This is a genomic window from Carboxylicivirga agarovorans (assembly GCF_050589845.1).
GTDB classification, from domain to species: domain Bacteria; phylum Bacteroidota; class Bacteroidia; order Bacteroidales; family Marinilabiliaceae; genus Carboxylicivirga; species Carboxylicivirga agarovorans.
This window is the reverse complement of the sequence record NZ_JBNGPA010000009.1, coordinates 95571-109736: the sequence shown is the minus strand read 5'-3', so window position 1 is coordinate 109736 and position 14166 is coordinate 95571. Positions and strand designations below refer to the sequence as shown.

Annotated in this window: 10 protein-coding genes; 5 read left to right on the top strand and 5 right to left on the bottom strand. The window is 39.4% G+C overall.

The features are described from left to right. Window positions 1-12: 12 nt before the first annotated feature. From ACRD69_RS11615 to sfsA, 3 genes are all read right to left on the bottom strand, one after another. Window positions 13-1926 (bottom strand): DUF3858 domain-containing protein, encoded by a 1914-nt coding sequence (locus ACRD69_RS11615; protein ID WP_430815257.1) that lies wholly within the window; start codon window positions 1924-1926, stop codon window positions 13-15. Further along, a complete protein-coding gene (locus ACRD69_RS11610) occupies window positions 1910-3796 on the bottom strand; it encodes a DUF3858 domain-containing protein (protein WP_430815256.1) in 1887 nt (628 codons plus the stop codon). Before ACRD69_RS11610 ends, ACRD69_RS11615 begins: the two co-directional genes overlap by 17 nt. Window positions 3797-3935: 139 nt before the next feature. Beyond that, window positions 3936-4634, bottom strand: a complete 699-nt coding sequence (gene sfsA, locus ACRD69_RS11605; RefSeq protein ID WP_430815255.1) for a DNA/RNA nuclease SfsA — start codon at window positions 4632-4634, stop codon at window positions 3936-3938. Window positions 4635-4709: 75 nt separating this feature from the next. Here sfsA and ACRD69_RS11600 point away from each other — a divergent pair, with 75 nt between their 5' ends. Then, entirely contained in the window at window positions 4710-4973 is a 264-nt protein-coding gene (locus tag ACRD69_RS11600) for a YkgJ family cysteine cluster protein (protein WP_430815254.1), read from the top strand. Window positions 4974-4982: 9 nt separating this feature from the next. On the opposite strand, the gene ACRD69_RS11595 is transcribed toward ACRD69_RS11600, so the two are convergent. Beyond that, entirely contained in the window at window positions 4983-5816 is an 834-nt protein-coding gene (locus ACRD69_RS11595) for a nitroreductase family protein (RefSeq protein WP_430815253.1), read from the bottom strand. Window positions 5817-6037: 221 nt separating this feature from the next. On the opposite strand from ACRD69_RS11595, the gene ACRD69_RS11590 reads away from it, so the two are divergent. Beyond that, a complete protein-coding gene (locus ACRD69_RS11590; protein ID WP_430815252.1) occupies window positions 6038-6757 on the top strand; it encodes a lysophospholipid acyltransferase family protein in 720 nt (239 codons plus the stop codon). Window positions 6758-6847: 90 nt separating this feature from the next. Continuing rightward, entirely contained in the window at window positions 6848-8755 is a 1908-nt protein-coding gene (locus tag ACRD69_RS11585) for an OmpA family protein (protein WP_430815251.1), read from the top strand. Window positions 8756-8793: 38 nt separating this feature from the next. Here the strand turns inward: ACRD69_RS11585 and ACRD69_RS11580 are convergent, their stop codons facing one another. After that, a complete protein-coding gene (locus tag ACRD69_RS11580; RefSeq protein WP_430815346.1) occupies window positions 8794-9201 on the bottom strand; it encodes a response regulator in 408 nt (135 codons plus the stop codon). Between the two features lie 223 nt (window positions 9202-9424). Between ACRD69_RS11580 and ACRD69_RS11575 the strand changes: the two genes are divergently transcribed. Continuing rightward, on the top strand, window positions 9425-11941 hold the full coding sequence (locus ACRD69_RS11575) for a serine hydrolase domain-containing protein (protein WP_430815250.1): 2517 nt from the start codon (window positions 9425-9427) through the stop codon (window positions 11939-11941). Window positions 11942-12093: 152 nt separating this feature from the next. Further along, window positions 12094-14076, top strand: coding sequence for a glucosamine-6-phosphate deaminase (locus ACRD69_RS11570; RefSeq protein ID WP_430815249.1), 1983 nt, complete (start codon window positions 12094-12096; stop codon window positions 14074-14076). Window positions 14077-14166 lie beyond the last annotated feature (90 nt).

Sequence of the window (14166 nt, the reverse complement as noted above, 5' to 3'; positions counted from 1 at the left end):
CAGCCTCTTTTTTTATGTCTTTGGAGTAAGTATAGTAGTTGCTTTATCGGCTGTTGCTATCTTCTCTAAAAAGTCTCTGAAGCTATTATACTCCTCTTTAGGATATGTCCCTTTGCTAATTTCCAGGTAGCGATGCACTATTAATTGCTTATCAACTTTTTTGATAGAGCAGCGATAATTTCCATAGGGCGTATCCAGGCTTACATCCTTAGGTGTAGACTCGATCTGCAGGTTCTCTGGCAGGTTATATACAAAGGTGTCGCATTCACTATAATTATGCCTTATATATACCGGTCTTTTTCTGTTTCTGGCATAGGCTGGAATGGTTGTAAAGTCATTTACCCTGTTGGTTTTAAGAAGCAAACGTTTTCCCATTTTTGTAGCGAAATCGGGCAGAATAAGTTCAATATTCTTGTGTAATTCCGGTTGACGCTTCTTTATTGCATCGATCTCATATTTCTCAACCCTGAAATTTGGTAGGTCGATCGACTTTGTAATATGCTTTTTCCTGTCCTGCTCATCTATTGTTGTCAGCCAGAATTGACTGCTGTACAGGGCTCCCGAGTAGCTGGTTGTTACAGTTGCTTCAGCATAACCATCGTCATCGAGGTTGATGGTTGCCCTGGTGGTTTGCCTGTTTTCTGCAGCTGAGTATGAAGGTGTTTTAATTAACTCAGAGCCACCTTTTTTTACCACTAAAACATTTCTGTCATCGGTAAAATCACTAATGTATCCGCAAGGGGAATGTGAGCTGGTACATTCAATCCAAATGGTGTCATTGGGCAGTTCGACATTTAAAAACACATGGTTAAAATTATCGACTACAAATTCAGGATCGATCATGCTGTTGTCATCTCCGGCACTAACTATGGTGTAATGACTTTTGTAACCCAAGTGGTTAAGTATGGCCATCATATAGTTTGTCAGTGCTTTACAATCTCCATATGATAAACGGTCAACGGTTTTGGCATCAAAAGGTTGTTGCCCGCCTATACCTTCCTGGATACTGATATAACGGTTCTTTTTTTGAGAATACTCATAGACTTTACTTATTTTCTCATAATCGGTCATCTCATCAGTAAAAAGCTCACGTATCTCGTTGATGGTTTCTTCAGGAATATTATCACGTCCTTCGATAAGTGAATAACAAAAATCTCCGTATTCTTTCCATGTTTCCATGTTTCCATCGTAGCCTTTTAACTGAAAGCGACTTGGCGCCACCTGGATAGTTGGGGCCCACAAAGAAGCGGGTGGTGATAAAGGCTCAAAAGTTGGGGCCTGATAGTTTTCAGCCTTCCATGTATATGTTTTGCTGCCTTCATCCTCACTTATTATTACTTCCTGGTCAAAATTGGATACTTTATATCTGAAGTTATAGTTCCTGGGAACCTTATAAGAAACATCGGATTGTTGAACGGAAACATTCATGCCACTATACAATGACCAGCCTGGCCATAAAAATGAATTATTAATCTTAAGCGTATACGAATACTCAACAGTAAAAGGATAATCGGTGCATTTGGGGTCGATTAATTTCACCCTTGAGTCTTCAAAGAGTGAAATGTCTGAGATAGCACTTCGGTCAATGATATCTTCCTGCTTGATTCTTTTTATGCGCTTTCCTGAACTATTGTATACGGCACCATCAATATTTTCTATTTTAAACAATTTTGTATAACCTTCTGAAAAATAAGATAGTTCAAGGGCACTTTCTTTTAAGATGGTAATTGCAATCTTTTGTTTGCTTACTATCCTGTTGGGACCTAAATATTCTGTTGCTGAAGACTGATACCTGACTACTGCATGAGCATTTGCCAATAGTGATTCGGGTATTTCGTCTACAGGATATTTGAGGTTACCGCTTGCGGCAGCACCATTGACAACAAGTAATAATAAAAATAGTATAAGATTATAGTGAAGCTTCATTTTGTATGCGTTTAATTACAATAGGTTCGGCATGCTTATTAATAATGGCAGTGTAAAGAGATTTCAGGTACTGATATTCCTCAACGGTATAAACCGGCTTATTAAGTTTAAGTCTGTAAGTCACAGTTAATGTATTTCCCACTGCCTGGTAGTTGATTAATACCATAGCAGTTTTATCGGGTAATATTGCTTTGATAGGTTCTGGAATTTCTTCAAACTGATAATTCGCGGGTATATTGATTCTTGAGACCAAATACTTCTCACTTTTGTAAGCGAAATCAACGGGGAATTTTCGGTCTTCAATTTTAAATGGATTATCTTCCATTTTTTCAAATAAGAATGGATTGATAAGCGCCATGTCATTAATCACCTCAATCTTGTTTTTAATGCTGACAATGTACTTCTCCTGAACAGGTTTGTCGAGGATATCCATGTTCTCAACCGAATAATCTTTTATTGTTAAGCCTGAATAAACATTTTCTAAAGTATTCAGGTATTCCTCATTACTGGCATACTCGTTCATGCTCTTTCTGAAGTTAAAGGCTGAATAGTCATAGTGATACTGATTTATTTGACCTTCCATAGACATGTCGTCTGTTACATTTAGCTCGTACATAATAACATCCTTATCCTGTAAGTCAGTATCAAGGTCTAACCATTTTCCTGATTCATTGGTAACCAGTCGTCCATATTGATTCAGGCAGCGTTTGGGTAACATGCCAAACGGAAGAAATGGTTCTGTGGCATCAAGGATATACTCTTTGCCGTCAACAACAGTCCAGACCATCATATAATTAAGTTTGGTGTAGCTTGGGTAAAAGCGGTGAAGGCGACCATTGTCACGTGTACTGATAACAACAGGAAAAGCCGGAAGGTCAAGTTTCATGAGTAGCTGCATTAACATCATGTTTATCTCAGCCGAGTTGGCTTGTCCTTCTTTATATAGTGTAGACAGTGAAAGGCTTGAGCTGTATACCGATTCGATGCCGTTCCACTTTATCTTTTTAATTGCATCGTATGCTGCTTTCACTTTATCTATATCACTTGTATAATTGGCTTCAATGCTTTTTTTAATTTTCGTCAGGTAGGATGAACCATTCATTATGGCATGACCAAAGTATTTATCACTGGCAAGGCGATCATTAACTGATTCCCATGAAGTGGTATAGTTGCTGTAAAAACCATAATTATGAGCTGATATATTTAAGATATCGAATTCAAATTTTGATTTGTAGTTTTCAACAGAACTCATGTAGGCCTCTTTTTTAAAAGCAGGCACATCAAGCATTTGATAAGTGAATCTATCCTTTGGAACAATTGGCCGATGCCCTATGGCGCGCTTACGGTAACTGATAATAGTAGCTTCTTCAAGTTTTACCTCCGCATGTTTAACAGGTATGTCTTCCTGAAATGCGAACTCAGACGGTAAAAGCGGGTGAGAAATTTCAATGTCAAATACTGTTCCTACTTTAATATTGGGCATGGCGACCCTGATTCGATAGTAATCTTCGGTCACCTTCTCTTTAAAAATGCTTTCTTTTTTGAGTTTCTCTTCTTCTATTTCGCCATTAACCAGGTTATATACCTTACCCCGAATCGTTACATTACCACCACCAGGAAATGTGTATTCAGAATATTCTGTTCCTGCCTTCTTTAGAATTTTCACTCTTCTGGTAAGCCTGTATGTAAGGTCACTGGAATTAAAATATCCATATTTACAAAGTACTACTGCCGTTGCTGATGTGTCTGGCTCATAAACGGTCATTTCAAGTTCTTCCAGACTTACTTTACCAAATTTGATAGGTGATTTTTCTGCATATACAGATACGCATGCTACCAATAGTAGCAGAAAGGTTAGTTTTCTCTTCATTTTGGGATAGATTTAATAAATTGTCGTACTAAAAATAGACATTTTATTAAATACAACTGTTGGTAAGTTGATTTATTATGATTTAATAAAATAATTTAGAATGATTATTCGCAAACTGAAGATCCTAATATATGTTCTTTTATAGTGATAAATCAAAAGGTAACTCTTTATCAATAACAATATCATTTGGTGTTACCTTCACTCTCACAGGAATGATTTCCACACCTTCTTTCCAGGCTTCCCGCAGCGTATTGGCATAATCAGGGTCGATATCACCGGCAGGTGCGAAAACAGACACATCGCTGCGCTGAATGACATATAGCATAACAGCCCGTATACCCTCTTTTTTGAGTTGTATCAACTCGTCAAGGTGTTTCTTGCCACGTGTAGTAACTGCATCTGGAAAACGGGCGTATTCACCATCTTTCATGGTGACATTTTTAACCTCGATGAAGCAGGTTTCCCGATCATTTTGCGCCATTATATCAATGCGGCTGTTACCTACCCTTACTTCGCGCTGTACATGAGAGTAGCCTGCTAATTTGTCGATTTCCCCGTTTTTAACAGCCTCAAAGGCAATTAAATTTGGGTGCGAGGTGTTAATGCCAACCCATTTATTATTCAGTTTGATCATCTCCCAGGTGTAACGCGTTTTGCGTTTAGGATCTTTGGCAGGCGACAGGTATACTTCAGCCCCTTCTTCAATACAGGTTTTCATAGAGCCACTGTTGGTACAATGGGCCACCACAATGCTGCCATCATCCAGTTTTATATCACTCAGAAAACGCTTGTAACGTTTAATTAAATAACCGTGTATCAGGGGAGTGTCAAATTTCATAGTAATAATTTATCGACTCTAATGTAGTTATAATTCTTAAACCTTTATTTTTGCAGCCGTTAAAAAGGAAAGTAAATGGAGTGCAGAGAGAATTGTGGCGCCTGTTGTATCGTGCCAAGTATATCATCTCCCTTACCCAAGTTGCCGGGGGGGAAAGCAGGTGGCGTGCCGTGCCCGCACCTGACTCATGATCTGCAATGTGATATTTTCAACTCAGCAGAACGACCAAAAGTATGTGGTGGCTTCACACCAGAGCCGGAGTTTTGCGGCAGCTGCCGAAGTGAAGCCATTGAGATATTAGCAAAGCTGCAGGGCTTAAGCAGATGGGAGCATTTGTAGCTTGCACTTTTATTCGGCAATAAACCGGAGCTTAGGTATTGGTCGATCAACCCTGTTCTCGTATTTCAATTTAGGGTAACCAATCAGGATGGTGCTGTAGATCTCATTATTCCCGGGAATATGTAATACTTCCTTGATTTTGCTGTTTCTTTGGGCAGCATTGACAATATAGCCGTTAATACAGCTTGATAAGTTTAATAATTCGGCATATAATGTTGCCATACCAGTCCAGATGCCCGCATCATGACAGGGCATGCCAACGGGAATATTTTCGCTGTGGATTACAATTAAAGCAGGGGCATTATAGCAAATCATGTCGTTGCGCGATTCAGCTTTACGCATAAACTTACGTTTGGACTGTTCCATTTTTTTTAGGGCTGCTTTTCCTTTCAATAAAGCAATTAAGGGCTTCGTGACCCAGTTGATAGAACGGTAGGCTTTGCTGATGGTTTGGATGGTTAAGTCGTTGACTTCTTTTAATTTGTTCTTGTTGGTAATTACGGTAAACCTTAAACTCTGCAGGTTGCTGGCTGTAGGGCTGAAGCGCATGTGCTCTACAAATTCTTTCAATATTGCAGGAGCTACCTCTTGCGTACTAAAGATTCGATGCGAACGTCGCTGTTGCATCAGTAATTCAAAATCGTAAGGTTGAATATTGTTCTGCGATGTGTGGCCTGTTGTGTGCCTGTCACCAATGGCCTTGCGTGGACATATGGCGCTGCAATGGTAACATTTAATACAATCTTTGGCTACGCTTTTATTGTCTATATCTATACCTTCTACCGGGCATACACTTTCGCACTTTTTGCACTTAATACAATTGTCTTCTGATATTACAAGCATGAAACTACGATTTATGGAGAGGGCAAATATAAGTAATGTGATTACTCTGATGAAGTAGTTTTGTTTTGTAGCATGAGACTCTTTAATTATTTTTGCTTTTGTCAATTTGCCAAGCAAAACATAAAGAGCCATTTAGTTCATTTAGATGATGCTGTTTTGAAAGATTATAAATTATTAAGTGATTGTAATCTTTAACTGTTTAAAATGATGATTGTTACATAATGAAGAAGTTTGCCTATTGGCTTTATCAGCCTTATAAGTTTTTTATTTTTATACCTCTGTTTATTGTCGCCAGTTTTTTATTTTCATTCCTGGCAGCCAGTTTCTCAATATTGCTTAGTCCTCGAGCCGGAAGTTTTTGGGGTGCGACATGGGCAAGAGTTACGGGTTATCTGACGCCAATGCTGGTATCGGTAAAAGGGCGTGAAAATATTGATGAGAAGCAATCATATGTTATCATAGCCAATCATCAAAGCGGCTACGATATCTTTCTTCTTTATGGGTGGTTGAAAATAGATTTCAAATGGATAATGAAAAAGGAATTGCGTCATGCCCCCGGGATTGGTTATGCCAGTCATAAGGTGGGGCATATTTTCCTTGATCGTTCATCACCAAGGGCAGCCATGAAGTCAATAGAAGAAGCAAAGCGCAAACTGCAAAACGGTACTTCTGTTGTGATTTTTCCAGAAGGCACACGCAGCGGTTCTAACCAGATGCGTAATTTTAAAAAGGGAGCTTTTAAAATCGCCTTTGAATTGGGTTTGCCCATATTACCCGTAACAATAGTGGATACGCATAAAGTATACAACAAAGGATTAAACCTGATGCCCGGTAGTGTTCAGATGGTTATACATGAACCAATTGAAACAGAGCAGTACCAGGATGAAGCCAATGAGCTGATTGAATTGACACGTTCAACTATTCAATCGGCATTGCGTTAAATTTACATGAACTTATTGCCTCAATTGCCGTATGACATGCCTATGAAGTATTTTTTATCCGTTTTTGTCAGCTTAATTTGCCTTAGTGCTATGGGGCAGAAGTATAGTGTGAAATCTAAAAAAGCGATTACGGCTTTTGAAGAAGCTCAGTCCAGTTATTCCAATAACAAACCTGAAGAGGCCATTAATTATCTGAATGCTGCCATTAAAAAGGAAGCGGCATTTATTGAGGCTTATCTGTTAATGGCTGACATTCACTTTTCAAATAAGCACTATGATAAGGAGATCAATGCCTTAAGTAAGGCCCTTGCAATAGACAGTACATTCTTTGTTCCGGCCATATTTAATATGGGAGTAGCTAAATATAACACGGGGCAATATGATGAGGTGGAGCCGTGGATGAATATCTACCGGCACTATAACAAGAACAAACGATCAAAACTGAATCCTGATTTCTGGATTGAAAAGGCGGCCTTTGCCAAACAGGCAATTGTTAACCCTATTTATATAGAGCCTGTTAACCTGGGGCAGCAAATCAATAGTGAATTGGATGAGTACTGGCCGAGCCTGAGTGCTGATGGGGAAACCATGATATTTACCGTTTTGGTTCCGCAGGATCCATTGGTGGAGGATGTTAAGTCACTGACTAAAAATGCCATTAACTTCCGTGAAGACTTTTATGTTTCCCGAAAAAATGGCGATAATTGGAATGACAGGGAAGCTGTGATTTCTTTAAATACCTTGAGCAATGAAGGGGCTCAGGCACTCAGTGCCGATGGTAACTGGATGTTTTTTACTGCCTGTGGAAGAAAGGGAGGCCGTGGCAGCTGTGATATATGGTTTTCGCGACGAACAGTTGACGGGTGGAGCAAGCCAACTAATTTGGGGGCGCCTGTTAATACTCCATTCTGGGAATCACAGCCAAGTTTTTCATCCGATGGAAAGACACTTTATTTCGTAAGCAGCCGTCCCGGAGGACAAGGTAAAAAAGATATATGGAAGGCCAGTATCGTTGGTTTTAAAAAGGATGGAACGCCTTTCTTCGGAAAGATTGAGAACATGGGTGAGAATATTAATTCAGCGGGTAACGAGAACTCGCCCTTTATTCATCTCGATAATCAGACATTGTATTTTTCTTCAGACGGTTGGCCTGGTATGGGAGCAATGGATTTGTTTTACTCCAAGCATGACAAAAATAACGGATGGCAACGTCCCGTTAATCTGGGGTATCCATTAAATACCGAAAATGATGAAATTGGCCTTGTAATCACTGCTAAGGGTGACCTCGGGTATTTCTCATCTGATGGCTTGCATGAGCGTGATGATAAAGATATTTATAAGTTTACGATACCTCAGCAGATAAGACCAACACCGGTGACTTATATCAAAGGAAAGGTGTTTGACAATGAGACCTCAGAGGTCTTGTCGGCCAATATCCGTATTAATAAACTGACTAATGGAGAATTAGCAGTTAATACTATTACTGCACCGCATTCGGGCGACTTTTTATTTTGTTTGCCAGCCGGAGATACATACGCCTTAAATATTCAAAAAGAAGGTTACCTGTTTTATTCCGATAATTTTGATGTGAATTCAAAGGCAACCATTGAAAAACCCCAGGTATTAAATGTGTATTTAAGTAAAATCAAAGCGGGCGCCAGTTTTGTATTACGTAACGTGTTTTTTGCCAGTGACTCATACGAACTCAAGCAAGAATCGAATGTTGAGCTTGATTATGTAGTGAGACTACTGCAGTTAAACACTTCTGTTATTGTTGAGATTGGAGGTCACACAGATAATGAAGGAAGTGCTTCATACAATCAGTTGTTATCTGAAAACAGGGCAAAGGCTGTTTGTGATTACCTGATGAGCAAGGGTATTCCGGAAACGCAGCTCAAGTATAATGGTTATGGTTTTAGTCAGCCTGTTGCCGATAATAACACAGCTGAAGGAAGAGCCAAGAACAGACGAACAGAATTAAAGATAGTGGAGGAATAAAAAGGGATAAAAAAAAACTGCCCGAGGGCAGTTTTTTTTTATTTGTTTAAATATTTTGAGAGCGTATCCATCAAAATTTGCAATCGAATAGGTTTTGCCAGATAATCATCACAGCCGGCTTCCATGCATTTTTCCCGCTCACCAGACATTACATGTGCCGTTTGGGCAATTACAGGAATCTCTTTGTTAATGGCTTTAATTTCACGAGTAGCTGTGTACCCATCCATTATAGGCAATTGCAAATCCATTAAAACCAAGTCAATCTCATTGGCTTTGAATAGCTCTATAGCTTCTTTACCGTCCTTCGCCCAAAGGATTTTAGCATTTGTTTTACGCAATGCGGCATCAAAAAAAATCTTGTTGGTATCCACATCTTCAACTACTAAAATCACCTTGTCAGCCCAATCCTGAACCAGCGAATTGTTAATTGAATCACTCACACTCATTGTTTTTATAGATGGGTTAATATCCAAATTCGATTCCTAAAATAGCGGTTGTTTCTTTATTATCCAAAAAAGCGCCTGAAAAACAGGAGCTGTTATTCATCAGGTTTTATAAATTTTATATGTCGAATGGTCTTTTATCATGTACTTTGGTATGAAATTGGTTTTTGGCATAACCTATTTTAATTATTTTCGTTGACCATAATATATTGGGATTTGCATTGTGATGAAAACATACTTTTTAGGTATACTATTATTGGTTTTTTCTATTTCTGCATTATCAATCAGCAGAGCGGATACCTTATTGAATCAGCTCAGTGTTGAAGAAAAAGTAGCTATGCTTTTTGTGAAAATTCCTGATAATACCATGCCCGATAGTGTTTTGGTTGGCAATACCCGGTTTGATTCATATTCAGTTCTTAATATCAGAAAAGGTTACAAGGATGAACTTGCCTTGTCTTTTCCCAATGAAGAAACATTTCGCACGATTGCGCATCAGCCCACCATCAGTAATTTGCTTAATGATGCGTGCTCTCAGGCGGAAACAAAGGGATATGATGGCATTGTTACCTTTGATAAGTTAGTTAATGTTTCACGCCTGTATATCGGAAGCAAATCGATCAAAGACAATCGCTATGTTCAGATAATTGATTTCCCTTGTGAGTTACTCGATGAGCTACTTACTAACGCTGAATATGACAGAGAGGAAAATTACCCGCTTGCATATATACCTGCTTTTAACATGTGGCAGGCATCTGTCAATAAGCGAGTTTGTTTTAGTGATCTGTTAGATCAGGATTTGTTGTTTTGGGAGGATGCTGACAAATCATGTTATGAAGAAATGGTTCAAGCCGTTTACGATGGTAAGGTTCAGGAATCAATCCTGGATAGGCGTGTGATTAAGTTGTTGAATAATAATGTTGATACGGGTGTTGCTGATAGTCTGGTGATTCAAAGGGATGATGAAATAAACAACCGGTATAAAGCCTATACGAATTCCATTACCATCTACCAGCGCAAGGCAATGTTCCCCGTTCTTCGTGTCGATAGCCTGACTTTGTCAATTAATGCCCGAACAAACAAAGATATTGCGGGTTTTGTCAGTTTATCAAGGTATTACCAGCCTAAGCTTAGTGAGAATGACTCGTCGGCCTATGTGCAGCTGTTGTTATGTGATGATGTCAGGAGCCTGTCAAAAGAGATGTCCTTAATAGAAGGGGGCCTGACGCAAGGACGAAAATACAACACGCTGGTTTATATAGGTGAGCTTGACAGCAAGACCTATCGTCGGGCCGGCTGGCTTTTTGATGCCATCATAACCATGCCACAGGCAATAAACGAATCGCCGGAACTTTTGGCCGAAGCAATATACGGAGGTATTCAGGTCAGTGGTATTTCTCCGGTTCATAAAGAGTTAAAGCAGCTGGGTTTTGAGCGGATAAAGAGTTCTAAAACAAGATTGGCATTCAGCTCTGTCGCACATACGTTTCACCAGGATTCAATTGCTAAAATAGACAGTATTGTATTTGATGCCATTAAGAAAAAAGCAACACCTGGAGCGCAGTTAATGGTCGTTAAAGGAGGAGACATTATATTGCAAAAGAGTTACGGTTATCATACTTATAAAAGGAGACAGAAAGTTACTAATGATGATCTGTACGATGTGGCTTCAGTAACCAAACTGGCAGTTACATTTCCTATCGTTATGATGTTGTATGAAAAAGGACAGTTGAATCTGGATGCCAGATTACCTGAATACCTGGCTGAAATTGATACAACAGATAAAGCTGATATAACGATCAGGGAGTTGCTGTTGCATCAAAGCGGGTTGATCAGTTACATCCCGTTTCATTATAAAGCATTAGACCGTGAGTCCTTGAGGAAACGCTCCCTGTATAGTCGTCATTATTCGGGATTATATAATATACGTGTCGATTCACGCTTGTATCAGAATAAATATGCCAGGTATCGAAAGGATGTTTTTAGCCGTAAGCAACACGACCAGTATAACCGGCAATTAACATCGGGTATGTTTATGAATGAGGAATATGTGGATTCGATGTATGCACATATTTATGCTTCGCCTTTGAGGGACTATAAAGATTATCGCTATAGTGATCTGGGGTATTATATATTGCAAAGAATAATAGAAAAAGAAGAAAACGAAAGCCTTGATTCTATTTATTACAGTCGTATTAGTCGATTGCTTGGGGCTGAAAATCTTGTTTACAAGCCACTTGACGGCATTTCATCAAAACGCATTGTGCCAACAGAAAAAGACCTGGGTTTCAGAAAGACACTATTAGATGGTTATGTGCACGATCAGGGGGCAGCGATGTTAGGTGGCGTTGCAGCCCATGCTGGTTTATTTGCCAATGCCGGTGATCTGGCCAAGCTGGGACAAATGCTATTGAACGAAGGTAAATATGGTGGATTGCAATATGTTTCACCTCGAACCATTGGCACATTTACAACATCGGTAAACCATGGAAACAGACGAGGTTTAGGCGTTGATAAGCCCGAACTGGATCCCGATAATAACAGCCATGTTTCACAAAAGGTTTCACAAGCATCCTATGGTCATACAGGTTTTACAGGTACCATATTATGGATTGATCCGGAAAATGACATTATCTACATCTTTTTATCCAATCGTATTCATCCGCATTCATATAATAAAAAACTGATTAAAATGAATGTGCGGACTAAAATTCAGGATGTAATATATAATTCCTTGAATTAATATTTCAACCGTTAAATAATCATGCGAAACTTTCGGTAACTTTTAAATTATTCAAAAAAGGTTATTAAAACTTTCTATTATTTCTATTTTTACTGATTATAAATTGTAAATTTGCATAATCTAAAACCACAAAACTTCAATTTAGAGTAGTTATGATAGAAAAATTCAATCAGAAGATTTCCCCGGCTGGGAAGTTCAAGAATGAAGGTTATCACGATGATCCTTATTTACGGGCTTTAATTACAAAAGATGAGAAGATCTCAACAAAAATTTATGGCTCTTCAACTGAAGGCTCAAAAGCAGTTGCTTCTGAGATAGCTTCAATCATTAAAATAAAAGAACTTGAAGGCGGAAAGTGTGTATTAGGACTTGCTGTTGGATCAGCGCCAAGTGAGGTATACTCTGAGTTGGTGCGTTTGCACAAAGAGGATGACCTGAGCTTTAAGAATGTGATTGTTTTTAATGTAATGGAGTATTATCCTATTACACCAAGCGCATTGCAAAGCTTTAACAGAAATATCCGCGAGAAATTTTTTAATCATATCGACATTCCGGAGGAGAACATTAACTACCTTGACAGTACTCTGCCTCAGGAAAGTATTTATGAATTTTGCCATGCTTTTGAAGAAAAGATTCAAAAGGTAGGTGGCATTGATATGCAGATTTTGGGCGTAGGTCGTACAGGGCATATCGGACTTAACGAGCCTGGTTCTTCAGCCAACTCATTAACCCGTATCGTTCCTCTTGATAACATTACGCGTACCGAAGCTGCTTCAGACTTCTTTGGTATTGATAATTCACCGCGTAAGGCTATTACAATGGGTATTAAAACAATATTGAATGCCAAGCGCATTCGTGTATTGGCCTGGGGTGAGGGTAAAGCAGCCATCTTAAAGAAGACCATCGAAGGAAATATGACGGAAGAGATTCCTGCATCATTTTTACAGAAACATGAAAACTGTAAAATGATTGTGGATGAAGCGGCAGCTGCTGATTTAATTCGTGTACAAACACCATGGTTAATTGACAGTGTTGTTTGGGATGATCGCTTGATAAAGAAAGCAGTACTTTGGTTATGCCAGAAGGTTAAAAAGCCAATATTGAAATTAACCGACCGCGACTACAACGATAACGGGATGGGAGATATTTTAGCTGAAAGAGGCTCGGCTTACCAGACAAATATCCGCATTTTTAACGAATTACAACATACAATAACCGGCTGGCCAGGTGGAAAGCCCAATGCCGATGATTCGAACAGGCCGGAACGTAAATCGCCTGAAAAGAAACGTGTTATCATATTTAGCCCGCACCCCGACGATGATGTAATTTCGATGGGAGGTACCATGCTTCGCCTTGTTGACCAGGGACATGAAGTACATGTGGCATACCAGGTATCGGGTAGTATTGCAGTCTCTGATGATGATGTGTTGCGTTATCTTGACTTTGTTGGCGGTTACACCGGTGGATTGACCAGCGATGATAAGAAAATACAAGAAGAACACGATAAGATTCGTAAGTTCCTTGCTAACAAAAAGCCCGATCAGATTGATCTGCCTGAAGTGCGCCGTATTAAAGGTTTGATTCGAGTAGGAGAGGCAAAAGCAGGTTGTCGATATGCCAATGTAAAAGATGAGAACGTTCACTTTTTAAATCTTCCTTTCTATGAGTCAGGAAGTGTTGAAAAGCACCCAATGGGTAAGGCAGATGTGAAAATTGTAGCCGATCTTATTAAGGAAGTAAAGCCACATCAGATATTTGCTGCTGGTGATCTGTCTGATCCGCATGGCACACACCGTGTTTGTCTGGATGCCATTTTCCAGGCCATTGATGTTTTGAAGAAAGAAGCATGGATGAAAGACTGCTGGGTATGGTTATACCGTGGTGCATGGCATGAGTGGGAAATACATAACATTGAAATGGCCGTACCAATCAGTCCTGATGAACTGATGCGAAAGCGTAATGCTATCTTTAAGCACCAGTCTCAAAAAGATGGAGCTATGTTCCTGGGGGGTGATATGCGTGAATTCTGGCAACGGGCAGAAGATCGTAACCGCGGAACTGCTAAGTTGTATAATGAATTGGGTATGGCAGAATACGAGGCGTTTGAGGCCTTTGTGCGTTACGAATTCTTATAACGATTAATAAGCTGGGTTCGGTGATGTTTAATCGAAAACCCTTAGAATAACATTACAGGCCCGAACCATATGGTTTCGGGCTTTTTTTAT